The organism is Vreelandella arcis (assembly GCF_900103865.1).
GTDB lineage: Bacteria > Pseudomonadota > Gammaproteobacteria > Pseudomonadales > Halomonadaceae > Vreelandella > Vreelandella arcis.
On sequence record NZ_FNII01000006.1, the window covers coordinates 38,549 to 64,464 of the forward strand.

Sequence of the window (25,916 nt, forward strand, 5' to 3'; positions counted from 1 at the left end):
CGAATCATTTTGTTCAATGCGACATTTGTCTATGCCGCTTGAGATAAGTCGCCATTTCAGGCGAAGGGAGAGAGCTGATGCAACAAGACTCTTTGCGAGCTGTCGTGGTGGGTGCTGGCACCATGGGCACCACACTGGCCAAGTTGATGGCGCTGAATGGCGTCAAGGTCACCGTTGTGGATACCAATCCGAAAGTTCTGGAAGCCAGCCGTCAGCGTTTAGGACCCCATGCGGCTATGACGTGCTTCGCCACGGATTTGAAGATGGCGGAAGTCCCTGATTTCGTCATCGAGAGCGTGACCGAAAATGTCGATGTCAAACAGAAGGTCGTGGCGCAAATCGAAGCCAACGTGAATGACGCCACTATCATCATGACCAATACGTCGGGAATACCGATCGACGAAATAGGAAGCGCCCTGCAAGCCCCGCAACGATTCGTGGGGACTCATTTCTTTAACCCCGCGGACATTGTGCCCACTGTGGAAGTCGTTCCTGGTAGCCACACTGAGGCTGAAACAGTGCAAAAGGCTTGCGGTTGGTTAACGCGGTTGGGAAAACGGCCAGCGGTGCTGAAAACTTGCGTGCCCGGCTTCGTGGCCAACCGGATCCAGCATGCGGTCATGCGTGAATGCCTTTCCCTGCTGGAAAAGGGAGTGGTAGAGGCTGAGGCGCTGGATGACATCGTGCAGTACTCCATCGGCGTGCGCATGGCGTTGAATGGCCCCTTGTGTCAGCGCGATCTTAATGGGCTAGACACACATCTGAATATTGCCCGATATCTCTATCCAGATCTCGATGCACGTCAGCAGCCTTCAGCTCTTCTCGAAGAGTATGTTGCTGAGGGGCGTCTGGGAGCCAAGGTGGGGCGAGGCTTTTACCGCTGGGGCGAAGAGTCGCTTGCGCGTCACCAGGCTCAAGAGCGGAACAAGCTGCAGCGTATCATTGAACTCGCTGCGCAAGGCTCAAATGGAGGCGAATCATGAATCAGCCGCGCTGGAAGAAACGTCCCGAGGGGAGCAATTGGGGCGATTACGGATCCAATGACCAATTGGGGCGTGTCAATTTGATTGGGACAGAGCAAGTGCTCAAAGGCGTCAAGGAAGTCCAGGAGGGGGTAACGTTCTGCTTGTCTTTGCCCCTGGATATCCCGGGTGGGAAAGTACTGAACCCTCGCCGTTCGCCACCGACATTGACCCCGACGGCGCTCGATGAAGACCAGTACATCAACTTTCCCCTGTCCACTCATAGTCCCAAGCTGAACGACGTCATCAGTGACGACCAAGTCCAGCTATCGTTGCAGTACTCCACTCAGTGGGACTCCTTGGCTCATGTAGGCGCCCTTTTCGATGGTGATGATGACGGCACGCCTGAGCGTCGCTATTACAATGGCTATATGGCGGCGCAGGATGTGCTTGATTTAAGCGGTGAGCCTTCTCAGCGTCATGATTCTTATGCCAGACGTCTCGGCATCGAAACACTGGCCGCACATGGCATGCAGGGTCGGGCTGTTTTAGTGGATCTGGTGCGAGCCTTCGGTTCGGGAAGAACGCTGGTAGGGTACAGAGAGCTGCTGGAGGCGCTGGAACAGCAGAACGTAGTGGTGGAGCAAGGCGATATGCTGGTAGTGCGCACAGGGTTTGCCGAAGCATTGCTAGACATGAAGGGGACGCCCCAGCCGGATGTTCTGAAAAGCACTGGCGCAGTACTTGATGGTACTGATCAGGCGCTATTGGAGTGGATTACCTCAAGCGGCATTGCGGCGATTTGTGCTGATAACTACGCGGTGGAGAACCTTGACCGCGAATTGGAACCGGACTGTTGCTCCAAACTTCCGTTGCATCACCATTGCCTATTCAAACTAGGTTTGCCCCTGGCTGAACTCTGGTACCTGAAGGATCTGGCGGTTTGGCTTCATAGTCGAGGGCGTAATCGGTTCTTACTAACGGCGCCGCCTCTACGCCTGCCGGGTGCGATTGGCTCACCGGTTACGCCGGTGGCAACCGTATAGGCGCTGATCAGTGACAAGCGGTTATGAGCTCGGTAAACGTAAACTTCTATCTTAAAAACCCTCTTCCATGAAGTGGTTATGACCAACCAGTTTCGGGGGCATTAGTTAGTGCTCAAAGAAAAAACCTCGGTGTAAAACTAAAGTTGGATATCTGGCTTTTGCCCTTTCAAAGTAACCTACGATTGTAATGCGAATAAATGTACGCATAGCAAACAATTAATAGATCAGGGGTAATTATGAATAAGCTGCTCAATGTCCTAGGAATAGCCACCTGCGGCGGTGCGATTGCGCTCTCGCTTTCCGTATCTAGTGCCCAGGCACAGGAATGGCCTACTGACGATGTGCGTCTTGTCGTTCCTTATGCTCCGGGTGGTACCACTGACGTTCTGTCACGCAGTGTGGCTGATCTGCTTCAGGATGAGCTCGATACCAATGTTGTGGTTGAAAATCGCCCTGGTGCTGGCTCTACTGTCGCGACGGGTCGTTTAGCTCGAGGCGGTCGAGGCAATGATCATACGATTCTGATGGCTTCGCCAGGCCACACTATCGGGGCTGCCATATACCCTAACCTTGCGTACGATCCCGTCGAAGATTTTGTTTTCATTCAGAACATGATCGATATCCCTAATGTGATGGTGGTTCCGGCTGACAGCCCATACGATAACGTATCGGAATTCGTCGAGGCGGCTAAAGAAGAAAACATGACCTTTAGCCACAGTGGTGTGGGCAGTTCCATTCATATGTCAGGTGAGCTATTCAAGACGCTGACCGAGACCAATATGACCGCAGTGCCTTTCTCAGGAAGCGGTGCAGCTCTGCCTGCCTTGTTGGGTGGGGATGTCGATGTCTCTTTCGAGAACATGCCTACTGTGTACTCACACATTCAGTCTGGCGATCTAAAAGCGCTGGCCGTAACGTCCGCGGAGCGTTCAGAGTATTTGCCCGACGTGCCAACCCTAAATGAAATCGGTGAATATAACCTTGACCAGTTCACTACCACTGCTTGGTTTGGCCTGATCGCTAATGAGACTTTTCCTGAGGAAGCCGTTGTGGTCATGCAGGAAGCGCTGCAGGAAGTGATGGAGCGCGAAGAGTTTACTGATTTTGTAGATCAGTTGGGTGCACAAAAAGGCACTCTTGCGGGTGACGAGTTCAAAGCCTTCATTGCTGATGAAGTGGCCCGCTGGGACGAGGTGGCGGCTGAAGCCGGTATTCGTCAAGAGTAAGTCAATTTCGAATAATTGGCATGACGAGGCGAGGGTATGCCCCTCGCCTCAGTTGATTTACTTATGGAGCTTTTTACGTCGAGAGGGTATCCCCGATGACGAAGTCTCACTCTAATTCTGGCGCGCTGATCAAGGATCCGTGGGATGTGATCGCTGGGGTTATATTGCTGGGGTTCGCCCTGCTTTTGCTGTACTTCTTAATCCCGAATTACATCGGTCAGCCACCTGTTATGCAAAGCCCTATGATGTCTCCACGTTGGCTGCCAAACATCGTGGGCTGGTTGCTACTGATGTTCTCTCTGCTGATGATCGTCCAGGGTGTGCTAGTTGCCGATGATAATGAGGATACTGGGCGTCGCTTCGAACGGGGCCCATGGTTGCGCTTTTTTCTGATGGTGTCAGCGCTGGTTGTATATGCTGGCTTATTTGAAATGTTGGGCGCGATCATCAGCGGTATCCTTGCCACCTTTATGCTGTTCGTTGCTCACCCGGTGCGTACTTTGTGGGTCTATGGCCTAGCTATCGTCTTCCCCGTAGGCATAACACTATTGTTTACCGAGGTCATGAACGTCCCGCTGCCTCTGTTGCCGTTTTAACCCGGCGGCCATCTTTCAAGATCTGGTGACTTATGGAAACCATTACAGAAGTACTGCAGCTATTTTTGGCTCCAGAGAATTTCTTGGCCATAGCGGTGGGGGTGATAGTTGGCGTGACTGTCGGCTCCATACCGGGCCTTACGGCCACCATGGCGGTGGCATTGGCACTACCTTTTACTTTTTCTATGGAGCCGGTGGCGGCCATACTGTTATTGATAGGTATTTATAAGGGCGGCATGTATGGCGGCTCGATTACCGCTATTTTGATCCGAACGCCCGGCTCGCCTGCTTCGGCCTGTACGCTATTGGATGGCTATCCGATGGCGCAGCAGGGAGAGGCGAAAAAGGCGCTTAAGATGGCGCTGTACTCCTCGGTGATCGCGGATTTCATCTCTAATATTGCGCTGATCTTTTTCGCTGCTTATCTCGCTAAGATTGCCCTTAACTTCGGCGCGCCAGAGTTCTTCTGGCTGATCTGCTTTTCTTTGACCATCATCATCTCGCTTGCCAGTGGCTCAATGATCAAGGGGCTGATAGCGGCTCTTCTCGGTATACTGCTTTCGCTGGTAGGGCTGGACTCAGTGTTTGGCTCGCAGCGGTTAACCTTTGGCAACTATAACTTGATGGATAGCATCTCGTTTATTCCGCTATTGATCGGTCTTTTTGCAATACCCGAGATTATCGAGTTTTATCGCAAAAAGGTGGTTCCGCATCTACGTGCCAAAGCGAGTGGTGCTGGCATTTCATTCAGCGAGCTAAAAGGCAGCCTCACAAGCATCATTCGAGGCAGCTTGATCGGTGTAATGATCGGTGCTATTCCGGGCACAGGGGCTACGGCGGCTGCTTTTATCTCCTATAGCGATGCGAAGCGTCGTTCCCCCCACCCCGAGCGCTTTGGTAAGGGTGAAGTAGAAGGTGTGGCCGCTTCCGAGGCAGGTAACAACGGTGTAGCCGGCGCAACGTTGATCCCGCTCCTGTCGTTAGGCATTCCTGGCGATGTGATCACTGCCATCATCCTGGGTGCCTTTATGGTTCATGGATTGACTCCGGGGCCTATCATGTTTCAGGAAAACCTGCCTCTGATCTATGCACTGTTCCTCGGTATCATGATGAGTTCGGTGATCCTGCTGTTCGTGGGTAATGCGGCAATCCGCTACTTCTCCTTGATCGCGGAGATTCCCAAATCGATTCTTTTCCCGATCGTGTTGATGTTTTGCGTGTATGGGGCTTACGCAGTTAATAACAACACTTTCGATGTATGGTTGATGTTGGCGTTTGGCGTTATGGGGTATGTGTTTAATCGTACCGGTATTCCGACGGCACCTTTCCTGATTGGCTTCATTTTGGGACCGATGTTCGAGGACAACCTGCGTCGCTCATTGTTGATCGGTTCTAACGACCTGTCGGTTTTCGTGCGGGGCCCGATCACATGGTTCTTCATTGCTCTAACAGTAGGCTCTATATCGCTGGCCCTTTATCGATTTATTTCTTCGCGGAACAAAGCCAAACAAAGTGCGAATGAGACAAAGGCGGGAGTGTGAAGCTGCGGGTCTTGCTATAAGTGACGACTTACCTTAAGTCCGCAGGTTGGGCTTAAGGCTCAAGGAAATCGAGCCGACCTCTTAATGGAGGTCGGCTCGACTTATAATGGGGAGGTGGAATCAACCATGGGTCTCGGCAGACATGAACCAGTTGCAAGGGCGTGGTGTAGCCGTTTGCTCGTTGGTGTGGCCGTCCTGGCTGTAGTGCATTTATTGAATGGCGCAACGTGGGCCGAAAGCTTGGCTCAACTCCTGCTGGTTGGTTTTTTAATGCTTGGCTGGCCGCGCTTCAGCTCGATGGCTCGCATGCTGGCCTTGGCCTGTGTCGCCGTTTCGTTCTTTGCGCTATGGAGGCTTCCTGCACCTTGGGCTGTGCTTCATGAGGCTGCAGAAGGCTTTGTATTCCTGGCTGCGTTCATGACGGCACTTGCGGTGCTTCGCCTGCCAGCTTACCGTTCAAAACTCATTCGTCGCTGCGGTCATAGCCTACTGTTGCAGCCACCCACCTGGCGTTATCCGATTCTCGCGTTGGGCTCCACCCTTTTCGGAATCGTGCTCAACTTCGGCGTGTTGAATTTGTTCATGTCGATGATCGACAAGTCCAATACCCTCGGCTCGGCACAAGGTAGAGTATGGCTGCAAGAGGTACGTCGCCGACGCATGCTTCTTGCAACCTTGCGCGGTTTCACCCTGGCGCCGCTGGTTTCACCGTTAGGTATCGGTGTCGCGGTCGTTTTGGCTAATCTTGAAACGCTAACGTGGGGTGAACTCTTTCCCTACGTATTTCTGTCGGCAATCATTCTATTTCTGCTGGGTTGGGCCTGTGATCATGTCGCAGGTCCTTCCCCAAAAGCGCGAGGGTCGATAATCGAACGGCCGTCACTCATGCCGCTGGCAGCTTTTAGCTTGCTGCTGCTTACGTTAGTGATGTTGGTTTTTGCGCTTGCAACAGTGCTCTCGCTTAGGCTGCCTCAGGCGGTTGTGATTGGTGTTCCGTTGGGAGCTTGGATTTGGCTAGCTTGGCAGTGTCGAGGCATTAGCTATGCGGGCGTAGGGCCAGCTACTGTCATGCTAGCCCGTCGATTGCCTGATGTGTTGAGTGGAATTGGCAATGAGATAGTGGCGCTGGGCTCGGGGGCCTACCTCGGCTATCTCAGCGTTGCGCTGCTTGATCCTGCACAACTTGGCGGGGTGGCATCCTTGCTTGTCGATCTTGGTAACTGGTTGCCAGCAGTAGTGCTCTTGTTAATCGTCATTCTTGCCCAGGTAGGCGTTAATCCGATTATCAGCGTGACCTTCTTGACCAGCATGGTTGCTCAAGTGGGGCTAGAAAGCGTGTCTTTGCCATTGCTGGCGGCAGCGATGCTATCGGGCTGGTCGTTGACAATGGTGTCATCGCCGTTCACGGCAGCGATGATGATAATGTCACGTTTCACAGGGATGACGGCTGGGCAGATTGGCCTGCGCTGGAATGGCGCATTTCTGGCGGCATCGTTGGTGATGGCCGCCGTTCTCTTCCGGTTAGCAAGCTGAGAGCGGGCAAGTACTTCGCTAGTTCCAAACTCTGTATGTGAGTAAGTCCTTGCCAGATAGTTTAGCGGACCGGCAAGGGGCGTCGGCAGAAGTAATGCAAGCTGTGTGGTGCTTATTACTGGGCGTTGCGGATCATGTTACGCGAAATGATCACTTGTTGAATTTGAGTAGTTCCTTCATATAGCCGGAACAGGCGCACATCACGGTAAAACCGCTCAACGGCATATTCGCTGATATAGCCAGCGCCGCCATGAATCTGAACGCCTCGGTCGGCCACACGGCTACACATTTCCGTAGCGAACATTTTGGCACAAGAGGCCTCAGTACTGACGTTCTGGCCATCATCCCGCTTGCGAGCAGCATCGAGTACCATGCAGCGTGCAGCATAAATCTCGGCCTTGGAATCGGCCAGCATGCCCTGAATCAGCTGGAACTCGGCAATGGGGGTGCCAAATTGCTTGCGCTCCATGGCGAAGCGCAGGGAGTCATCTAGTATTCGCTCAGCGGCACCGACAGCAATAGCGGCAATGTGCAGGCGACCCTTGTCCAGAACCTTCATGGCGGTCTTGAATCCCACGCCTTCTTGCTCGCCAATCAGGGCGTTGGCCGGTACTCGCACATTATCGAAGATGACATCCGCAGTATGAGCGCCTTTTTGGCCCATCTTCTTATCGCGCTTACCGATGGTAATGCCAGGGGTATTTGCTTCTACGATGAAAGCGCTGATGCCCTTCGCACCCTTTATCTCGACGTTCGTGCGAGCCATGACGGTGAAAATACCAGCGTGCGGCGCATTGGTGATGTAGCGCTTGGTACCGTTTATCAAGTAGTCATTGCCATCTTTCACCGCCGTTGTGCGCAGTGACGCCGCATCCGAACCTGAGTCAGGTTCGGTTAGACAGAAAGAACTTAGGATATCGCCACTGGCTAGCCGAGGGAGATAGTTGGTCTTCTGCTCATCGGTGCCGTCGACCAAAATACCGATTGAGCCAATACCGTTGTTAGTGCCGATGTAAGAACGGAAGGCGGGAGATGTCCGTCCAAGCTCGAAAGCGATATTAACTTCTTCTTCCATAGTCACACCAAGTCCTCCGAACTCCTCGGGGATGGTGAGGCCAAACAGCCCCATATCGCGCATCTGTGTAACGATATCCTCTGGGATGTCATCACTTTCAGCTACTTCTTCTTCACGCGGAATAAGCTCTTCGTTAACAAAACTGCGGATGGAGTCGAGCAGGATCTGCATGGTTTCCTGATCACGAATCATGTGCGCGCCTCTTAAGAATTTGAATGTCGAAATGTCGAAATGTCGTATGGCTTATGAGATTTGGGTCTGTATATCGTTGACCAGTTGCACCAGTTGCGGCCCGATAGACTCTTCTAGTTTTTCGCGTGATATCTGGAATTCGGGGCCGCCACAATTGAACGCGAGGATTCCCAGCTGGGGATGATGGAGGGGCACTGCAACGGCATTAACCTTGCGTTGCCATTCACCAATCGATAGGCAATACCCGTGATCAGCGTAGTCTCGAAAAGCACGCTCTAATGATCTTCGGATAACTGGCCACTCTGTAGGGTGCGAGTTCCGCAGATGATCCATCAGCACATCAGACTCCTGAGTAGACATGGCAGCGAGACACGCCCGCCCCGCTGAACTCTGGTGGATGGGTAGGCGTGTACCGATCTGACGACGGATGGTAGAGCGAAGAGCACTCTGGACCACATCGAGATAAACCATGTCCAATCGGTCGCGAGCGGACATGGCCACTGTTGCACCGACCTCGTTAGCAAGGTTCACCATCAAGGGTTGGGCAATCGCACGAATGGGCAGGTTAGATATCATCGAATAGCCAAAGGCCATGACGCCCACATCCAACTGGTATTTCCCACGTTGCAAAGGACGCAGATAGCCCAGTCGAGCTAGCGTGTGGGTAAGCCTGCTGACGGTAGGGCGCGGCAGGCCCGACTTCTTCGCTAGGTCGAGATTGCTTAGAGCGTTTTCGCTCGGCGTAAAGCAGCGTAATAGCTCAAGTCCTCTGGCCAGCGCCGTCACAAACTGCCGATCCTCCTCCTGCTCGCCTGCTGTGTTCATGGGGTCCACCACGATCTGATAGTCACCCTGACTGTCTGTTGTCTTCACCGAGTTATGCTCCGCTCGTGGTTTGCTTAATGAACCGATTTTGCGATTCCTCACGAAGATATGTCAAGTATGCAGACTAAATGTTCGCATTGCAGACGTTTAGTTTTTATATGTTATGCAACTTTCCAAAAACAATTTTTAGAGTAAATACATGATTAAAATAGGTTTTAACTTGAATCGTATTTGGCCTGATTGACAGCCGTTCTCTAAGCTGTGTAAAAATAACCCATTAGCAAAACAAATGTTCGCAATGCAGACATAAATGATGAGGTTTATATGACGGACAAGCAACCGCCCGCTGAGGTCTATCTTGCTTCGCTTGATAATGGAGTGGCGGTGGTTCGAATAGATCGCCCAGGTGCCAAGAACGCCCTCAATGGCGCTGTTCGGTGTCAGCTCGCCGAGATGTTTTTATCTTTAACCCAGGATGACGAGGTTAGGGCCATCGTGCTAACCGGAGGCGAGCAGATGTTTGTAGCCGGTGCTGACGTGAAGGAATTTGCCACTGCGTCTCCGACTGACATGCATTTGCGACACAACGAGCGCTTTTGGGAGCCAATCGCTAACTGTTCTAAGCCAGTCATAGCAGCGGTCAACGGATTCGCTTTAGGCGGTGGCTGTGAGCTTGCCATGCACTGCGACATCATCGTTGCTGGGGAGTCTGCTCAGTTTGGGCAGCCAGAAGTCAAACTTGGCTTGATGCCTGGCGCTGGCGGGACGCAACGGTTGGTTCGAGCCGTTGGCAAATTTCAGGCCATGCGCATGTTGATGACCGGCTGCATGGTGCCAGCCCATGAGGCGTTGGGCATGGGCTTGGTGAGCGAGGTGGTGGCCGACGATCAGACATTGGAGCGTGCCAATACATTGGCTAAAGACATTGCGCGTTTACCAGCACTGGCGCTAGAGCACATCAAGGAGACAGTCCTCGCGGGTGCCGATCTGCCGTTAGAGAGTGCTTTGGTTCTTGAACGGAAAGCCTTCCAGATGCTTTTTGACACGGCGGATCAGAAAGAAGGGGCCGCTGCTTTTGTCGAGAAGCGCAAACCGAACTATCGAGGAGCGTCGTAATGTCGTTAGACGTGAACCGGCTGGGAATTGTCGGAACCGGCGTGATGGGAGCGGGTATCGCCCAAATTGCTGCCCAGGCTGGCTTGAATGTTGTGCTGTTTGACAAGAATGAAGGTGCGGCCCAAAAGGCTCGTGATGGCCTAAAGGCAACGTTCGACAAACTCGTGGGTAAGGAGAAGATATCTCGCGAATCGGCTGAGGTTGCGATGTCTCATCTTTCTGTCGTCGAGTCTTTGCCGGCCTTGGCAGATTGCGACGTGGTCATCGAGGCAATTGTTGAGGATCTGGGAATCAAGCAAGCGCTATTCGCTGACTTGGAAGCAATTGTTGCCCGAGATTGCATTCTGGCAACTAACACCTCTTCACTTTCTGTTACATCGATTGCCGCTGGCTTGAATTGCCCTGATCGTGTGGCAGGTTGTCACTTCTTCAATCCCGTGCCGTTGATGAAAGTTATTGAGGTGATCGGGGGCATCGATACGGATGAAATTGTCGTCGATAAGTTGCTTAAGCTGGCAAGCCGACTCGGCCATACTGGCGTGCGCGCTCAGGACACCCCTGGCTTCATTGTCAACCACGCGGGACGTGCCTACAGTACAGAAGGTTTGAAAATCCTTGAGGAGCGAGTAGCGCCTACTGAGGATATCGACCGGATTCTTCGCGAAGAGGCTGGATTCCGGATGGGGCCGCTTGAGCTTTTTGATCTAACGGGCCTGGATGTGTCGCATCCTGCGATGGAGGCGATATTCACGCAGTTCTATCACGATCCTCGTTACCGTCCGTCTTATATATCCCGGCAGATGTTGAAAGGTAACCGCTTGGGCCGCAAGACCGGGGTTGGCTTTTATCGCTATGAAAAAGGGCAAAAGGTTGATGTGCCGACGCCACAGCTAGTGCCTGACATCACTGAACTACCGCCTGTCTGGGTGGGATGCGAAGATGCCGACCTGCACACGCATGTGGTGTCATTGTTAGCGTCGCTTGGCGGACGAGTCGAGCAGACGGATTCACCCTCGGAAGAAGCGCTCTGCTTATTGCTGCCCTTTGGTGATGATGCAGTGAGTGCGAGTGCGTACTTCGGTACCGACCCAGAGCGCACGCTTTGCCTTGATGCGCTGATGGGCCTTGAGCGTCATCGTACGCTGATGGTGACGCCGGTCACCCGGGATGAAATGCGCGACGCAGCGCATGCGTTATTGGCATCAGACGGTACCTGCGTAACGGTGATCCGTGACAGCGTGGGATTTGTCTCTCAGCGGGTACTTGCCGCAGTGGTTAACTTGGCCTGCGATATTGCCCAGCGTGAGATTGCTACGCCTACCGATATCGATAATGCCGTCAGACTAGGGCTCAACTACCCCCAGGGGCCGCTGGCGTGGGGAGATGCCCTGGGGCCGAAACGGTTGCTTGGCATACTCATGCGCATCCACGCATTGACGGGTGATCCACGCTATCGGCCAAGCCCATGGTTGCGTCGTCGTGCCACGCTTGGCGTATCTCTGTTGCATCCATCATCGGGTGCTCGGTGATGTCGGAGATTCATGATGTTGGTTCAAAAGAGGGGGGTGTCATGGGAGCGCTAACGGGAGTTCGTGTGCTGGACTTAAGCCGGGTGCTGGCGGGTCCCTGGGGCAGCCAAGTGCTAGCGGATCTGGGTGCGGATGTTGTTAAGGTGGAGCGTATTGGGCGTGGGGATGATACTCGTGCCTGGGGGCCTCCCTACATGAAGACTGCTGACGGTAAAAATACTCAAGAAACCTCTTACTATCAGTCTTCCAATCGCAATAAACGCTCGGTGGCTGTCGATATTGCGACTGAGAAAGGTCAGGAAATTGTTCGTGCGCTGGCTGCCGAGAGCGACGTGCTGATAGAGAACTTCAAAGCAGGCTCTTTAAAGAAATACGGTCTGGATTACGAGTCACTTTCAAGCCTTAATCCAAGATTGGTCTATTGCTCCATTACTGGGTTTGGTCAGACGGGGCCTCGTGCGCAGGAACCTGGCTATGATTTTATTATTCAGGGTATGGGCGGGCTGATGAGCATCACCGGTGAACGTGATGGTGTTCAGGGTGGTGGCCCGCAGAAAGTGGGCGTGGCGGTGACCGATGTGATGACGGGCCTGTACTCAGTTATTGCTATACAGGCAGCGCTACTGGCTCGCGAAAAAACAGGGCGTGGCCAACATTGTGATATGGCATTACTGGATGTACAGCTGGCTGCGTTGGGGAATCAGACCCAAAACTACCTAAGCACGGGCGTATCACCTGGTCGCTACGGTAATGCGCATGCCAATATCGTGCCTTACAACTCCTTCCATGCTAGTGATAAGGACTTCATTATTGCCTGTGGCAACGATTCTCAGTTTGCCGCATTGTGCAATGCTATAGAGCTGCCTGAGTTGTCTGCTGATCCCCGGTTTTCAAAGAATGAAGATCGCGTCAGGAACAGGGAGGCGATTACCCGGATTCTTTCGGAGCATTTCAAACGCGATACAGCGGATGCCTGGGTGAAGAGGATAAGTAAGGTCAATGTGCCCGTCGGGCTAATCAATAACATTGCTGAAGCGTTAGCGGAGCCTCAAGTGGATGCTCGTGGCATGTTAGTCAACATCCCCCACGCCATGAATCCTGACTTCAAGATGGTTGGGAGCCCAATTAATCTTTCTGATACGCCAGTAGAGTATAAAAGGCCAGCACCACTGCTAGGGCAGGATACCAATGATGTGCTTACTGAATACCTAGGCCTTTCACCAGAGCAACTGTTGCAGTTTAAAAGTGACGGCGTCGTCGGTTAATCCATTTTTTATGTATATCACTAAGGATCTCTCATGAAAGTACTTGTCGCGGTGAAACGCGTCATCGACTACAACGTCAAAATTCGTGTCAAAGCGGATCATTCGGATGTTGATCTCACCAACGTCAAAATGGCCATGAACCCGTTCTGCGAAATTGCCGTGGAAGAAGCGGTTCGCCTGAAAGAGAAGGGCGTGGCGACGGAAATCGTGGCGGTCACCGTAGGCCCCAAGGCTGCCCAGGAGCAGCTGCGCACCGCGCTGGCGCTGGGTGCCGATCGTGCTATTCATATTGAAACCGACGAGCGGGCCGAATCGCTGGCCGTGGCCAAGCTGCTGGCCAAGGTAGTCGATGAGGAGCAGCCGGGCATGGTCATCCTTGGCAAGCAGGCCATCGACACCGACAACAACCAGACCGGCCAGATGCTCGCCGCGTTGACCAATCTGCCCCAGGGCACGTTTGCATCTGAAGTCGCAGTAGATGGCGACAAGCTCCATGTGACCCGGGAAATCGATGGCGGCCTGCAAACCGTCGCGTTGACGCTGCCGGCGATTGTCACCACTGATCTGCGCCTCAACGAGCCACGCTACGCCAAGCTGCCGGATATCATGAAGGCCAAGAAAAAGCCCATGGACATGAAAACGCCTGCCGACCTGGGCGTTGAGGTCGCTTCCAAGGTGAGCCTGCTTAAAGTGGAGTCGCCAGCAGAGCGCAAGGGCGGTATCAAAGTGGCCTCGGTAGACGAGCTGGTCGACAAACTGAAAAACGAAGCAAAAGTTCTTTAAGGTCGGTTCTTTAAAACCCGTACTTTGAGATAAGCGCTTTGAAAGGAGCTGATTTTATGAGCATTTTGGTACTTGCCGATCTGCATGAAGGTCAACTGGCGGGCGCCACGGCCCACGTCGTGGCGGCGGCTGAAGCCATTGGTGGCGATATTGACGTTCTCGTTGCCGGTGAAGGTGTTCAAGCTGCGGCCGAGGCGGCCGCCAAGCTTAACGGCGTGACGAAGGTGCGTGTGGCGGATAACGTCGTTTACGCCCACCAGCTTGCCGAGCCGCTGAGCGCGCTGTTGGTCGAACTGGCCGATGATTACACGCACGTGCTGGCCAGCGCCTCCACCACTGGCAAGAACGTGCTGCCGCGTCTGGCGGCCCTGAAGGACGTCAGCCAGCTTTCCGACATTATTGCCGTGGATAGCGCTGACACTTTCAAGCGACCGATTTACGCCGGTAACGCCATTGCGACAGTGAAAAGCGATGACGCGCTGAAAGTCATCACCGTTCGCACCACCGGCTTTGATGCGGTTAGCGAAGGCGGCAGCGGCAGTGCGTCTATCGAAGCGGTCGACGTGGTGGTTGAAAACAGCCAGTCCAGCTTCGTCAAAGAAGAACTGGCCCAGTCGGATCGCCCGGAGCTGGGCGGCGCCAAAGTGGTGATCTCCGGCGGACGCGGCATGGGCAATGGCGAGAACTTCAAACTGCTCGACGGCATTGCCGACAAGCTGGGTGCCGCTATTGGTGCCTCGCGCGCCGCGGTGGATGCAGGCTTTGTGCCCAACGATATGCAGGTGGGGCAGACCGGCAAGATTGTCGCCCCGGAGTTGTATATTGCCGTGGGCATCTCTGGTGCCATTCAGCACCTGGCCGGCATGAAAGACTCCAAGGTGATCGTCGCGATCAACAAAGATGACGAAGCGCCGATCTTCCAAGTTGCCGACTACGGGTTGGTGGGCGATCTGTTCGAGATCCTGCCGGAACTTGAAAGCAACATTTAACAGTTGCTGGTTACGCTAGTGGTCAAGTCTCCTTGGGCGCTAGCTTTTCCTGTGATATCGACCAGGGCATTGTGTGGAAGCGGCTAATAACCCGAAAATTTTAACGATCCACGTATGTAGGTAGCAGTCGGCATGGCTAATTCGTGCCTGACGAGAACTAGGTATTGACCGTTTGACGGATAAGCTGGGCTTTATCCTGTAATAAGGGCTTATAAATATCTAACAGCATTTGCATATCAACGCGTGCGGCGTTGGTGCTGATATTGATGGCACCTATGAGCTTGTCATGGATGTCGATGACGGGAACGGCAATGGATCGCAAGCCAGAGTCTAACTCTTGATCTACTACCGAATAACCTTGTTGACGTACCTCATCGATGCACCTCTTTAACTCCTCTTTATCAGTGATGGTTTTATCGGTGTATCGCTTCAATGAAATGCGTTCTAAATAGGCATTTAGCTCTGTTTCAGTTAACTGCGACAACAATACGCGACCCATGGATGTATGTGCTGCCGGGAGGCGCGTACCCACTGATAAAGAAATCGCCATCAAGCGATGTGGTGCCGCTGAGCGGGCCACATAAATGACTTCGTCTCCATCCAACACGGCAAGTGAGGATGACTCGCCACTTTGAGCGGTAATATCCTCCAGGTATTGTTGTATGACGCTGCGATAATTATTCGCCGAAAGGTATGAATATCCTAGTTGCAGTACTCTAGGGGCGAGTTCAAAGTAACGCTGATTTTTACGCACATAGCCTAATGCGTTCAGGGTTAGCAAAAATCGTCGTGCTTTCGCTCGATTCATACCTGTACGCGCAGCGACTTCGCTCAACGTCATTTTTGGATGGGAATCATCGAAGGCCATAATGACTTCCAAGCCACTAGCCAGTGCTGTCACGAAGTCACGGTCATCAGGTTTAAGCGTTTCTACCTGGGGTAAGTCTTCCATTATTTTGCTCTCATCCAGTTAATGCATGGTCATCTGATAATTTAGCATAGTGTTCGAATAGCGAACAAATGTGCTTTTGGGCTATGCCCGAGTGATGCCTGTGCCCCTTCTTTATACCTTGGTAGTAGCGAAGCACAGTGGAAGTGTGTCTGTGCATGGCTGAATTATGAATAAAGTATTGTTATTTATCATTTTTTAATTTCGATAAGCCTATGGACTGACCCGGCTTTGCTGATATGAGCTCAACAGCAATTTGACCCCGTATACATTCGGCAGTAAATTGTTCGTATTAAGAATCTATGTTCGTTTAACGAACAAAATGCCAATAAGTTAGTAACGTCCAGTTAAGAGGCACCCAACATGGCCGAGTTTCTAAGCTTGCATGACGCGGTAGCGCGCTACGTCGAAGACGGGGCTACCGTGGCCATGGAAGGCTTTACCCATTTAATTCCATTTGCCGCCGGTCACGAAGTGATCCGTCAAAAAAAGCGCGACCTGACGCTGATCCGTATGACCCCCGATATCATCTACGATCAACTGATCGGGGCGGGCTGCGCGAAGAAGGTGATTTTCTCCTGGGGCGGTAACCCGGGCGTGGGCTCATTGCATCGCCTGCGCGATGCGGTGGAGAAAGGATGGCCGCGCAAGATCGAGATTCTTGAACACAGCCACGCCGCCATGGCCTGCGCCTTTGAAGCGGGGGCTGCTGGTTTACCGCTGGCGGTTTTTCGCGGCTACATCGGCAGTGAACTGCCAAGCGTCAATGATCAAATCAAATTTATCGAGTGCCCATTTACCGGGGAGCGTCTGGCTGCTGTGCCGTCGGTGCGTCCGGATGTGTCGATTGTTCACGCCCAGCGAGCAGACCGCCAGGGCAATGTGCTGGTGGAAGGGATTGTTGGTGTGCAGAAAGAGGCGGTTTTGGCGGCCAAGCACAGTATCGTCACCGTGGAAGAGATTGTCGATGACCTCGACACGCACCCCAACGCCTGTGTGATTCCCGGCTGGGCCATCAGCGCCGTTGCCGTCGCGGAAAAGGGTGCTCTGCCTTCTTACACGCATGGTTACTACGACCGGAGCAACCGCTTTTATAAAGAGTGGGATGCGATTGCCCGTGATCGCGACGCTTTTACCCAGTGGCTCGATGACAACGTTTTTAACGATGTTCAACATCATGCAGGGGAGACTATTTAATGAGCCTCGAATATACCTCGTCTGAAATGATGTCGGTGACCGCCGCGCGGGCACTGGAAAATGGCATGACCTGCTTCGTGGGCATCGGATTACCTTCTGAAGCCGCTAATCTGGCGCGTCTGACGCATGCGCCGGATGTGGTGCTGATTTATGAGTCCGGCACGCTGCAAACCAAGCCCGATATTCTGCCGTTATCTATTGGCGATGGTGAGCTGTGCGAATCGGCGCTCACCACCGTGGCGGTGCCGGAAATGTTCCGCTACTGGCTGCAGGGTGGCAAGGTCGACGTGGGTTTTTTAGGTACCGCGCAAATTGACCGCTTTGCTAACCTGAATACCACGCTAATCGGCGATTACAAAGCGCCCAAGGTTCGCCTGCCGGGTGGCGGCGGCGCGCCGGAAATTGCCACCAACGCCGGTGAAGTGTTTATCACCCTGAAGCACTCCAAGCGGGCGTTTGTAAAAGACGTCGATTTTGTCACTACGCTCGGTTTTGGCCGCGACGGTAAAGGCCGCGACAACGTGCCCAACATCGGCAAAGGCCCCACCCGGGTGATCACCGACCTCTGCGTCATGAAGCCCGACCCGGAGACTAAAGAGCTGGTGGTGGTCTCGCTGCACACTGGTGTATCCCGCGAAGACGTGATTGAGGCCACTGGCTGGGAGATCCGCTTTGCTGAGCAGCTTGAGAGCACTCCCGAGCCCAGCGAAAACGAGCTGACAATTTTACGTGAGCTAAAAGCCCGCACCGAGCGCGCCCACGCGGGCGCATAAGGAGTTTTTGATGAGCGATGCCTACCTTTGCCATCCGCGTCGCACTGCTGTGGGCCGTTTCGGCGGTACGCTTGCCAGTGTGCGTCCAGATGATTTCGCCGCGACAATTTTCAAAGCCGTGCTGTCGGAAGCGCCGAACCTCAATCCTGTGTCCATAGACGAAGTGTTTATGGGCTGCGCCAACCAGGCTGGTGAAGATAACCGCAATGTCGCGCGCATGTCAGCGTTGCTGGCGGGTATTTCCGCCTCGGTGCCTGGTACCACTATGAATCGTCTATGTGGATCCGGCATGGACGCGGTGGGCACGGCCTTTCGCGCTATTAAAGCGGGCGAGATGGAGTTGGCGTTAGCAGGTGGTGTGGAATCCATGTCCCGCGCGCCTTACGTGATGGGCAAGGCCGACAGCGCCTTCGCCCGTGGGCAAAAAATCGAAGACACCACCATCGGCTGGCGCTTTATCAACCCGCTGATGAAGAAAGCTTACGGCGTTGAGTCCATGCCGGAGACCGCAGAGAACGTCGCCGAGCAGTTCGACATCTCTCGGGAAGACCAGGACGCTTTTGCGCTGCGTTCCCAGCAGAAAGCCGCCGCCGCGCAACAGGCCGGTCGCTTTGCTCAAGAGATCACCGCCATTGAGATACCACGCCGCAAGCAGGAGCCGCTGATCTTTGATCAGGACGAGCACCTGCGGGAAACCACCCTGGAAAAGCTTGCCGGACTGCCCACTCCCTTCCGTGAAGGCGGCAGCGTGACCGCAGGCAATGCCTCGGGCGTTAATGACGGCGCGGCGGCGATGTTGGTGGCAAGCGAGGCAGCGGTCAAACAGCACGGTCTTAAACCGATGGCCAAAATCATTGGCATGGCGACGGCGGGCGTTGAGCCACGGATCATGGGTTACGGCCCCGTGCCTGCGGTCAATCGTCTGCTTGAACGCACTGGCGTGAGTCTCGATGACATCGATATTATCGAACTCAACGAAGCCTTTGCCGCCCAGGCCTTGGCCTGCATGCGCGACCTGGGCCTAAAAGATGACGATCCACGTGTTAACCCGAATGGCGGCGCCATTGCCCTTGGCCATCCGCTGGGTATGTCCGGCGCGCGCCTGTTGCTGACGGCGGCCCATGAGCTACAAGCAAGCGGCAAACGCTACGCGTTGTGCACCATGTGCGTGGGTGTCGGCCAAGGCATCGCTACGCTGATTGAACGCGTTTAACGGAGGTAGCATGGCATTTCATACCATCAATGGCCGCAGCGTCGCTTACCGGCTGCTCGGCTCGGAAGTGAACCCACTTATCGTGCTGGCGCATCCGCTGGGCATGAGCCAGGCCGTATGGGATGACGTGATTCCCGCGCTACTGCCGCGTTACCGCGTGCTGACCTGGGATTTACCCGGCCATGGGGCAAGCGCGGCGGTAAACGGTGAGCAAATCACCGCAGCCGACTTGGCAGCCGAAGCACTGGCATTGGTGGAACTCGCTGGCGCTACGCGCTTTCACTTCGCCGGCACTTCGATTGGCGGCGTGGTCGGCCAGCAGTTGATTGCTGAGCATAGCGAATGGCTGATTACAGTGACATTGACCAACACCGGTGCGGTGATCGGCAATCCTGATCTTTGGAATACCCGCGCGGGTCGCGTACGTCAGGAAGGCTTGGTCGCGATGTCTGAAGAGATCGTACCGCGCTGGTTTGCCCCGGCGGCATTCGAGGCAAGCTCTGCCCTGAAAGCGGGCTGGTGCACCCAGATGGGCCGTGGCGATGATGAGTCTTATGCCCAGCTGTGCGAAATGCTCGGTCGCGATGTCTTTACTGGGAAGTTAGCTTCAAAGAGCGTCAACGTGCAGCTATGTGGCGGTAGCGAAGATATGGCCACTCCGCCAGCGACGCTGGAGGCTTTGTCTGCGGAACTCGACGGCGCCCCGCTGGAGGTTTTTGAAGGCGTGGGTCACGTGCCTTCGGTGGAAGTCCCGGCGCTGTTCGCGCAAAAGCTACTTTCTGTGCTCGACGCTGATTGAAGCGACGTAGCTAACAGTGGCGTGGTTTGTGTTACCTGCTTGTAAGCCTGCAAGTTGGCGCTAGGATAAAGCCATCACTGTTCACCTTAAAAAACAGGGTTAGGTGGCTTTTCGGGCTAGATTTCTGCCTTCCCCTAACTGTGAATAGCGATGTGATGGATGCCTGGGCAGGCGCTATTTAGCGCACTTGAAATCTACAAGTCCTTTTCACATTTTAACAATACGCTATACAGAGCCTTTAAATGACCCAAACACCGTTCCTTTCTACCGATGATGTTCGCGATCGTTTCTCTAAGGCCATGTCGGCCATGTATCAAACAGAAGTGCCGCAGTACGGTACGCTGCTTGAACTGGTAGAAAGCGTGAACCAGGAAACGCTTCGCCAACAACCGGAACTTTATCGCCGACTGGAAGCCCAGGGCGAGCTGGCACGTTTGAGCGTAGAGCGCCACGGGGCAATTCGTGTGGGAACAGCAGACGAGCTTTCCATGCTGCGTCGGTTGTTTGCCGTTATGGGGATGTACCCGGTGGGCTATTACGATCTCTCCGAAGCTGGGGTGCCTGTTCACTCAACAGCCTTCCGGCCTATCGACGATGATGCGCTGGCGCGCAATCCTTTCCGTGTTTTTACCTCGCTACTCCGTTTAGAGTTAATCGAAAGCGAGACGCTACGCCAGCGTTCAGAAGAGATACTGGTCAAGCGAGATATTTTTACCCCGGGCGCGCGGGAACTCATTGAGCGTCATGAAACCCAGGGCGGGCTAACCAGCAAGGAAGTTGACCAGTTTGTAAAGGAAGCTCTGGAAACGTTCCGCTGGCACCAAGACGCTACGGTAGATTTGGATACATATCATGCGCTGCATGATGAGCATCGTTTGATTGCCGACGTGGTTTGCTTCCGGGGGCCACATATTAATCACCTGACGCCGCGCACCTTGGATATCGATGAAGTGCAGCGCCGTATGCCGGGTATGGGGATGAACCCCAAAGCGGTAATCGAAGGACCACCACATCGTAAATGCCCCATTTTGTTGCGCCAAACGAGCTTTAAGGCGTTAGAGGAGTCGATTCGTTTTGCGGGTAATGCAGAAGGAACCCATACAGCACGCTTTGGTGAAATTGAGCAGCGCGGAATGGCTCTTACGCCTAAAGGGCGTGCACTGTATGACCAGTTACTTAGTGAAGGCCGCAAACAAACCGCAGGTCTGGGTAATGAAGCGCATCAAGCGGTAATGGAAGAGGTGTTTACCGCGCTGCCCGATAACGACGAGGCAATGCGCCTGGAAGGCTTGGCATATTTTCACTATCACCTGACAGTAGCAGGTCAGGCCGCTAAAGGTAATGCTAGTGACGATCTTGAAGTTTTGATCGAACAAGGCCTTGTGGAAGCCCAGCCCATTACCTATGAAGACTTTTTGCCGGTGAGTGCTGCGGGCATTTTCCAATCGAACCTGGGGGGAGGGCAGAACGAGGCCTATGCGGGTAATGCTAATCGCGATGCCTTTGAAGAAGCTTTGGGTGCTCAGGTAACCGATGAGCTATCGCTCTACGCAGAGCGCGAGCAGGCATCGAAAGCAAGCGTCTTGGCGAGTGTGGAAGGCGATACTGTAAGAGTTTAATATAACGGATGCATAGAAACCGGGTTCCGCCTGCACTTGCTGGCAGCGTTCCGCAACATGTCGATCGGTAAGAAATACATGTGTACATAGGATTAAAGAGCCCGTTCACCACTTTTTGAGCGGAAAACGGGCAAAAGACACAAAAATAGCGAAAAACCAGCATCTGAGATTACGATCTTTTTATCGGCTCAAGCGAGAGCTGGGGAAATCGGCAATCATTCAAAGCGATCTTAGAACTGGTAACTCACATTGAACCAGACGCGTGGGTCTTTCTGGCGTCCGTCTGACTGGGCATCGCCACCGTCCAGTTTCCAGGCGGATACGACATCCGCATTCCAGTTACCGTGGTTGGCGCGAAGGCCGAGGCCTGTGCCGGAGATGTTGCGGTCTTCTCCGTCGTTGATGCCGCCATTGGGCGTGTGGCCTCCATCCAACAGCAGGTAGGGGCTCAGACCATTGCCCAGGTTATAACGTAGCTCTAACTGAGCCAGCCAGCCTCGGCTATCGGAGCCTTCACCTACTGGGAACGCGCGTACGCCGTTGGGGCCACCCAGATAAAAGCTTTCAGAGCCATCCAGGAAACGCTGATCTGACCATTGGCCACTGAATCGACCGAACAGGGTCAGATTGGTGGTGAGCATTTGCAGTCGCGCCACATCCAGGTTCAGCTTGGTAAACCCATAGTCGTTACCGGCAAAAGCCGTCTGGTCGATTTCCAGTGTGCCAGGCGTCAGAGTGGCGGCGCCATAGCTGATACCTCCGCCGAACAGGTTGTCGCGATGATCGAACTGGAGTGTGAGCGGTAGTGAGTGGCTTTCAGTGGCCTTGGTATAGTCGATGAAGTCGACGGTGTCGTCCAGGTCCTTGTGCTGGTAGGTGGCGGCAACGCTGAGGTTGCTTTGTTGGCTACGCACCAGCGGATAGCTTAAACCAGCGGACATTACCTCGGCGGTGCCGGTATAGCCTTCGAAGCCTTTGCCAAGCGAGTAATCCGTGTGGTCGTAACCGATCATGCCGCGCAATCCTGAGTACCCAAGCGGCAGTGCGTAGCTGAGCTGGCCGAGCCATGTGTCCTCGTTGGAGTACAGTGCCGCGATGCTCAGCTCGTCGCCGACCGTCAACAGGCGGCTGGCTTGCAGATCCGCCCGGGTGCGATGCTCGCCAGAGAAACGGCTGCCGTGGTTGTCGGCACCCAGCCGGCCACTGACCCGATCATCCGCTTCCACTTGGGTATCTAGATTGCCGGTGCCATATGCCTCACCGGGGCGCATGACGGGCACTACGTTCACACCTGGAAGATCCCCCGCGATCAGCAGGGTTCTTTCCAGTTCCGAGGATTCAATGATCTCGCCAGGCGCTAGCGGGTGCAAAAAGCGCTTAACCGTACCGGCCAACGCCGGTTCGCCGGATGCGGTTACGTTTCCGTAGCGCCCCTCGATCACGGTGATCTGCAAGGTGCCGTTATCCAACGTCTGCGCGGGCAGAATTGCCCGAGCGAAAGGGTAGCCCTGGGCGCGATAAAATTCGCTGATTTGGTTGGCCAGTGACTGAAGTCCAGCTAGATCGTAGCTTGTTTCAAAAACATCGTCGCCCAGGGCGGCTAACAGGGCTTCTGATGAGAAGGCGGTGTTGTCTGTGAACTGGATCTGCGTAACGTCAACTTCGGCACCGCCCGCCTCGCGTTCGGCCAGCGGCTGTCCCTGGATCTGGATATCCACTGAGGGGCGTTGCGGTTCAAGTGTTTCCTGCTGGCTTTCCTGGTAGATTCGACCGGCTCCAGGCGCTTCCTGCGACAATGCAGGCAAAGAATACGTGGTGGTGGCCAAGGCGATGGCAATGGTCATTGGAGAAAATGCAAACAGCTTCATAATCAATCGTCCTGGCTCGTTTATTGTTCGGTGGAGTTATTGGAGTCGTTCAACCGCATGCCGCCTTCCACCACGAATAATGCGAGGGGCCCTAATTGATTACGATTGCTCGCTTGTGCCGTCATTGTGGCGCCATCGGTCTCGACCAGTTCCAACCCACCCGATAACTGACGGTTTTCCTGACTCGGCATGGCAGAAAACACATTGGTGCCCACATCAGCGCCAGGGCGACTGCCGCTGGTCATGCGAGGGGTTGACTGTTGAAGGGCCGCAATTACGCGCGAGGCTCTATTGGCACGGTCAGTGTTGTCAACACGGGTATCGTTACCGCTGGTATTGCCACCACCAGTATTACCACCGCCGGTATGTAGTCCCATCAGTTCGGCCCAGGTTTTTCCTTTGCCTAGGCCGGAGTCATTGGTCTGGTTAATGGCGTTGCCATCAGCATCAGTGGTGGCATAAAAGCTGTTGGTGTCGTTGGCGCCACTAACGCTACTGTATCCAACCAGCCCGCCGAGCTCACTATCGCCAGTAACTCTACCGGTGGCATAACTGTTGGTGATACTGCTGTTACTGCCATAGAGGGAGCCGACCAGCCCACCGACACGGCTGTTGCCTGAAACATCACCGGTGGCATAGGCGTTAGTAATGTTGCCGAGGCTGTACCCAGCCAACCCGCCAATATGATTGCCGTTGCCTGAAACAGTGCCGGTAGCATAGGCGTTGTCGATGTTTCCGTAATAGTTTTGCCCAACCAGCCCACCTACATAGCCACTTTCACCTGAAACAGAACCGGTGGCGTAAGCGTTGGTGATACTGCCATTGTTATATCCAACCAGCCCACCAACGATGAGTTTGCCACTTGCAACAGTGCCGGTGGCATAAGCGTTGGTGATACTGCCATGGTTATATCCAACCAGCCCGCCAACGTAGTTGTTGTCACTTGCAACAGCGCCGGTATTGTAGGCGTTGAGAATTACCCCATCGTTTCGACCGGCTAGACCACCTAGATTGAGGCTGTCTGATGTGACACTCCCCCCAATCAGCCCGACGTCACGCACAACCCCACCTGTATTGATGTAACTAAACAACCCGGTAGATGAGTTACCGCTATTTATAGTTAGGTTGGTGATGGTATTACCGAGGCCGGCAAATGTGCCGTCAAACTGGCTGTATCTATCTCCAACCAGCGCTTGGGAATAAGTAGTACTACTGGCATTCAGATTCTTGGCCAGAGCGTAGTGGCCATTTAGCCCGGTGATGTCAATATTATCCAGCTCGGTCATCGAGTGGATCAGGGTGTAAGCCTGCCCGTTGATGGCAAGGCTGGCGTTACTACCCGAGAGCGTTATCGGTGCTTGAATATGGTAATTGGTTCCATCGGCAACGGTACCAGCATTTTGATAGAACCCCCCATAGTTGAGATATAGCGCGGCAGACTCACCCGTAGCGGTAATCGGGGCGTTAATATTGATATCGCCGTGGGCACGCAGCTCCAGGTAAGTGTTGGCATCCCAGCTAATGGCTGATTCGATATTGATATCGCCTGCTTCGCTGCCAGTATCTGTGCCTGCGGTTTCCAGATAAAAACTGGTGCTGGCAAGGCTGTTAGACAGGGTATCTGCACCAATGCCGCTGCCTGCCTCAACCGCATCGCCAGTGCTGACGGTAAAATCGGTGGGGTCGATCAGCCATTCACCAGTTTGGCCACTGTCGGCGAGTGTGGTAACGCTGGTGCCACTGGCTACCCGTACCTTGGCACCGGAAGTTTCGATAAAGCCACCATCGCCGCCATTCGGTGCGCTGGCATCCAGAGTACCGGCGACTTGCACCTGGCCGCTGTCCATATCGCCCATCAGCATGATGCGGCCGTCTTCGCCGGTGGCGAGGGTGCGCGCTTCGGTGACGCCGGTGTGGTTGATGACGCTGGAGGCAAGATTGCCGGCGGCTTTGGCGGTGAGGTAGACCAGGCCGCCGTCGGCGCGGATGGCACCGCCTTGTTCTATGTAGGTGTCGAGCAGGGCTTCCTCGACTTCAATCTTCACCGGGCCGCCGAGATCCAGGGTGACCTTGCTGCCGGCGCCCATCAGCGTGCTGCCCTGGGGTGTGTTGATGCTGCCGGTGTTGATGATTTCAGCGGCAATCATCGCAACGACACCACCTTCAGCCGTGGTGATATTGCCTCGGTTGACGATGGCGTTGGCGCTGGCACCCTCGAAGTGGTAGTTGCCCGCCATGAAGTCTTCCGTGGAAATATCCAGCGTGGAGGTGACCAGTGCACCGACATCGACGCGGGCGGTAGAGCTGAACATGACGCCGTTGGGGTTGACCAGGAAGACGCGACCGTTGGCGTTGAGGGCACCCCGGATCTCAGAAACATTATTGCCCGTGACCCGGTTAAGCGCGGCGGCTTGAGCGTTTGGCTGGTTAAAGTTGACGGTATGGCCTTCGGCGATGGAAAAGTCCTGCCAGTCGATGGCCATGTTCTGGCTTTTCTGGTTGACCGTCAGTGTTTTGTCCGAGCTGTTGATGCTGCCCTGGCCACCGACAACGGTACCGCCACTGGGTAAGTTGGAGGCATGGAGGGGGAGGGCAATAAGCAGTAAGGCGCCTGCGGAGATGGTTTTCAGTGCCCCGGCGACACTAACTGCGCCACTGGATGAGCTCCGACTTGACTGGCTAAGCTCCGATGCAGCCTGCCAGACGCCTTTGCTTCGATTCCATACAACGTGATAAACCCGATTCATCCCCGCACCCCCAGTTTGTTTTTTTCCCGGGGCTAATGTGCGCGATGTCGTTGTTAGATGTCAGTCTCAAATC

General features: G+C 54.3%; 21 protein-coding genes. 16 read left to right on the plus strand and 5 right to left on the minus strand.

Translation table 11 applies throughout. The features are described 5' to 3' along the window. Positions 1 to 77: 77 nt before the first annotated feature. The 6 genes from BLR97_RS08440 to BLR97_RS08465 all read left to right on the plus strand — a co-directional run bounded on the left by BLR97_RS08440 (position 78) and on the right by BLR97_RS08465 (position 6,904). Positions 78 to 983, plus strand: a complete 906-nt coding sequence (locus BLR97_RS08440; protein ID WP_089704885.1) for a 3-hydroxyacyl-CoA dehydrogenase NAD-binding domain-containing protein — start codon at positions 78 to 80, stop codon at positions 981 to 983. Beyond that, a complete protein-coding gene (locus tag BLR97_RS08445) occupies positions 980 to 2,008 on the plus strand; it encodes a cyclase family protein (RefSeq protein WP_089704890.1) in 1,029 nt (342 codons plus the stop codon). The genes BLR97_RS08440 and BLR97_RS08445 overlap by 4 nt, the downstream gene beginning before the upstream one ends. Positions 2,009 to 2,244: 236 nt before the next feature. Continuing rightward, positions 2,245 to 3,234, plus strand: coding sequence for a Bug family tripartite tricarboxylate transporter substrate binding protein (locus tag BLR97_RS08450; protein ID WP_089704893.1), 990 nt, complete (start codon positions 2,245 to 2,247; stop codon positions 3,232 to 3,234). 95 nt (positions 3,235 to 3,329) lie between these two features. Continuing rightward, a complete protein-coding gene (locus BLR97_RS08455; protein ID WP_089704896.1) occupies positions 3,330 to 3,830 on the plus strand; it encodes a tripartite tricarboxylate transporter TctB family protein in 501 nt (166 codons plus the stop codon). A 32-nt stretch (positions 3,831 to 3,862) separates the two neighbouring features. After that, positions 3,863 to 5,371 carry a tripartite tricarboxylate transporter permease gene (locus tag BLR97_RS08460; protein ID WP_089704899.1) on the plus strand — a complete coding sequence of 503 codons (1,509 nt, stop codon included), beginning with the start codon at positions 3,863 to 3,865 and terminating at the stop codon, positions 5,369 to 5,371. 240 nt (positions 5,372 to 5,611) lie between these two features. Further along, positions 5,612 to 6,904 (plus strand): hypothetical protein, encoded by a 1,293-nt coding sequence (locus BLR97_RS08465; RefSeq protein ID WP_244511266.1) that lies wholly within the window; start codon positions 5,612 to 5,614, stop codon positions 6,902 to 6,904. Positions 6,905 to 7,019: 115 nt separating this feature from the next. Here BLR97_RS08465 and BLR97_RS08470 read toward each other — a convergent pair whose 3' ends face one another. Beyond that, positions 7,020 to 8,171, minus strand: coding sequence for an acyl-CoA dehydrogenase family protein (locus BLR97_RS08470; RefSeq protein ID WP_089704902.1), 1,152 nt, complete (start codon positions 8,169 to 8,171; stop codon positions 7,020 to 7,022). Between the two features lie 51 nt (positions 8,172 to 8,222). Continuing rightward, positions 8,223 to 9,044: an IclR family transcriptional regulator gene (locus tag BLR97_RS08475; protein ID WP_211605074.1), complete on the minus strand. Its 822-nt coding sequence runs from the start codon at positions 9,042 to 9,044 to the stop codon at positions 8,223 to 8,225. Between the two features lie 276 nt (positions 9,045 to 9,320). On the opposite strand from BLR97_RS08475, the gene BLR97_RS08480 reads away from it, so the two are divergent. From BLR97_RS08480 to BLR97_RS08500, 5 genes are read left to right on the plus strand one after another with little or no spacing between them, the layout of a single operon-like run. Further along, positions 9,321 to 10,112, plus strand: coding sequence for an enoyl-CoA hydratase (locus BLR97_RS08480; protein ID WP_089704904.1), 792 nt, complete (start codon positions 9,321 to 9,323; stop codon positions 10,110 to 10,112). After that, positions 10,112 to 11,641 (plus strand): 3-hydroxyacyl-CoA dehydrogenase, encoded by a 1,530-nt coding sequence (locus BLR97_RS08485; protein WP_089704908.1) that lies wholly within the window; start codon positions 10,112 to 10,114, stop codon positions 11,639 to 11,641. Before BLR97_RS08480 ends, BLR97_RS08485 begins: the two co-directional genes overlap by 1 nt. Continuing rightward, positions 11,641 to 12,906: a CaiB/BaiF CoA transferase family protein gene (locus BLR97_RS08490; protein ID WP_244511267.1), complete on the plus strand. Its 1,266-nt coding sequence runs from the start codon at positions 11,641 to 11,643 to the stop codon at positions 12,904 to 12,906. The genes BLR97_RS08485 and BLR97_RS08490 overlap by 1 nt, the downstream gene beginning before the upstream one ends. 33 nt (positions 12,907 to 12,939) lie before the next feature. Next, positions 12,940 to 13,689, plus strand: a complete 750-nt coding sequence (locus BLR97_RS08495) for an electron transfer flavoprotein subunit beta/FixA family protein (RefSeq protein ID WP_089704912.1) — start codon at positions 12,940 to 12,942, stop codon at positions 13,687 to 13,689. Between the two features lie 56 nt (positions 13,690 to 13,745). Next, a complete protein-coding gene (locus BLR97_RS08500) occupies positions 13,746 to 14,678 on the plus strand; it encodes an electron transfer flavoprotein subunit alpha/FixB family protein (protein WP_089704915.1) in 933 nt (310 codons plus the stop codon). A 157-nt stretch (positions 14,679 to 14,835) separates the two neighbouring features. Here the strand turns inward: BLR97_RS08500 and BLR97_RS08505 are convergent, their stop codons facing one another. Then, positions 14,836 to 15,630: an IclR family transcriptional regulator domain-containing protein gene (locus BLR97_RS08505; protein ID WP_089704918.1), complete on the minus strand. Its 795-nt coding sequence runs from the start codon at positions 15,628 to 15,630 to the stop codon at positions 14,836 to 14,838. Between the two features lie 360 nt (positions 15,631 to 15,990). Here BLR97_RS08505 and BLR97_RS08510 point away from each other — a divergent pair, with 360 nt between their 5' ends. The 5 genes from BLR97_RS08510 to hglS all read left to right on the plus strand — a co-directional run bounded on the left by BLR97_RS08510 (position 15,991) and on the right by hglS (position 21,228). Beyond that, positions 15,991 to 16,824: a CoA transferase subunit A gene (locus tag BLR97_RS08510; protein ID WP_089704921.1), complete on the plus strand. Its 834-nt coding sequence runs from the start codon at positions 15,991 to 15,993 to the stop codon at positions 16,822 to 16,824. Beyond that, positions 16,824 to 17,597: a CoA-transferase subunit beta gene (locus tag BLR97_RS08515; RefSeq protein ID WP_089704924.1), complete on the plus strand. Its 774-nt coding sequence runs from the start codon at positions 16,824 to 16,826 to the stop codon at positions 17,595 to 17,597. The genes BLR97_RS08510 and BLR97_RS08515 overlap by 1 nt, the downstream gene beginning before the upstream one ends. A gap of 10 nt (positions 17,598 to 17,607) precedes the next feature. Next, entirely contained in the window at positions 17,608 to 18,810 is a 1,203-nt protein-coding gene (pcaF, locus tag BLR97_RS08520) for a 3-oxoadipyl-CoA thiolase (protein ID WP_089704927.1), read from the plus strand. A 10-nt stretch (positions 18,811 to 18,820) separates the two neighbouring features. Further along, positions 18,821 to 19,609: an alpha/beta fold hydrolase gene (locus tag BLR97_RS08525; protein WP_089704930.1), complete on the plus strand. Its 789-nt coding sequence runs from the start codon at positions 18,821 to 18,823 to the stop codon at positions 19,607 to 19,609. A 242-nt stretch (positions 19,610 to 19,851) separates the two neighbouring features. Continuing rightward, positions 19,852 to 21,228 carry a 2-oxoadipate dioxygenase/decarboxylase HglS gene (gene hglS, locus BLR97_RS08530; protein WP_089704934.1) on the plus strand — a complete coding sequence of 459 codons (1,377 nt, stop codon included), beginning with the start codon at positions 19,852 to 19,854 and terminating at the stop codon, positions 21,226 to 21,228. 230 nt (positions 21,229 to 21,458) lie between these two features. On the opposite strand, the gene BLR97_RS08535 is transcribed toward hglS, so the two are convergent. Together BLR97_RS08535 and BLR97_RS08540 are read right to left on the minus strand one after the other, a co-directional pair. Next, a complete protein-coding gene (locus BLR97_RS08535; RefSeq protein ID WP_089704937.1) occupies positions 21,459 to 23,096 on the minus strand; it encodes a ShlB/FhaC/HecB family hemolysin secretion/activation protein in 1,638 nt (545 codons plus the stop codon). A 20-nt stretch (positions 23,097 to 23,116) separates the two neighbouring features. Beyond that, positions 23,117 to 25,843 carry a two-partner secretion domain-containing protein gene (locus tag BLR97_RS08540; protein WP_089704940.1) on the minus strand — a complete coding sequence of 909 codons (2,727 nt, stop codon included), beginning with the start codon at positions 25,841 to 25,843 and terminating at the stop codon, positions 23,117 to 23,119. Between the last annotated feature and the right edge of the window lie 73 nt (positions 25,844 to 25,916).

Bases quoted from the DNA above. Each gene is read 5' to 3' on its own strand.
- BLR97_RS08440 (WP_089704885.1), top strand. From the start codon at position 78: ATGCAACAAGACTCTTTGCGAGCTGTCGTGGTGGGTGCTGGCACCATG.
- BLR97_RS08445 (WP_089704890.1), top strand. From the start codon at position 980: ATGAATCAGCCGCGCTGGAAGAAACGTCCCGAGGGGAGCAATTGGGGC.
- BLR97_RS08450 (WP_089704893.1), top strand. From the start codon at position 2,245: ATGAATAAGCTGCTCAATGTCCTAGGAATAGCCACCTGCGGCGGTGCG.
- BLR97_RS08455 (WP_089704896.1), top strand. From the start codon at position 3,330: ATGACGAAGTCTCACTCTAATTCTGGCGCGCTGATCAAGGATCCGTGG.
- BLR97_RS08460 (WP_089704899.1), top strand. From the start codon at position 3,863: ATGGAAACCATTACAGAAGTACTGCAGCTATTTTTGGCTCCAGAGAAT.
- BLR97_RS08470 (WP_089704902.1), bottom strand. From the start codon at position 8,171: ATGATTCGTGATCAGGAAACCATGCAGATCCTGCTCGACTCCATCCGC.
- BLR97_RS08480 (WP_089704904.1), top strand. From the start codon at position 9,321: ATGACGGACAAGCAACCGCCCGCTGAGGTCTATCTTGCTTCGCTTGAT.
- BLR97_RS08485 (WP_089704908.1), top strand. From the start codon at position 10,112: ATGTCGTTAGACGTGAACCGGCTGGGAATTGTCGGAACCGGCGTGATG.
- BLR97_RS08490 (WP_244511267.1), top strand. From the start codon at position 11,641: ATGTCGGAGATTCATGATGTTGGTTCAAAAGAGGGGGGTGTCATGGGA.
- BLR97_RS08495 (WP_089704912.1), top strand. From the start codon at position 12,940: ATGAAAGTACTTGTCGCGGTGAAACGCGTCATCGACTACAACGTCAAA.
- BLR97_RS08500 (WP_089704915.1), top strand. From the start codon at position 13,746: ATGAGCATTTTGGTACTTGCCGATCTGCATGAAGGTCAACTGGCGGGC.
- BLR97_RS08505 (WP_089704918.1), bottom strand. From the start codon at position 15,630: ATGGAAGACTTACCCCAGGTAGAAACGCTTAAACCTGATGACCGTGAC.
- BLR97_RS08510 (WP_089704921.1), top strand. From the start codon at position 15,991: ATGGCCGAGTTTCTAAGCTTGCATGACGCGGTAGCGCGCTACGTCGAA.
- BLR97_RS08515 (WP_089704924.1), top strand. From the start codon at position 16,824: ATGAGCCTCGAATATACCTCGTCTGAAATGATGTCGGTGACCGCCGCG.
- pcaF (WP_089704927.1), top strand. From the start codon at position 17,608: ATGAGCGATGCCTACCTTTGCCATCCGCGTCGCACTGCTGTGGGCCGT.
- BLR97_RS08525 (WP_089704930.1), top strand. From the start codon at position 18,821: ATGGCATTTCATACCATCAATGGCCGCAGCGTCGCTTACCGGCTGCTC.
- hglS (WP_089704934.1), top strand. From the start codon at position 19,852: ATGACCCAAACACCGTTCCTTTCTACCGATGATGTTCGCGATCGTTTC.
- BLR97_RS08535 (WP_089704937.1), bottom strand. From the start codon at position 23,096: ATGAAGCTGTTTGCATTTTCTCCAATGACCATTGCCATCGCCTTGGCC.
- BLR97_RS08540 (WP_089704940.1), bottom strand. From the start codon at position 25,843: ATGAATCGGGTTTATCACGTTGTATGGAATCGAAGCAAAGGCGTCTGG.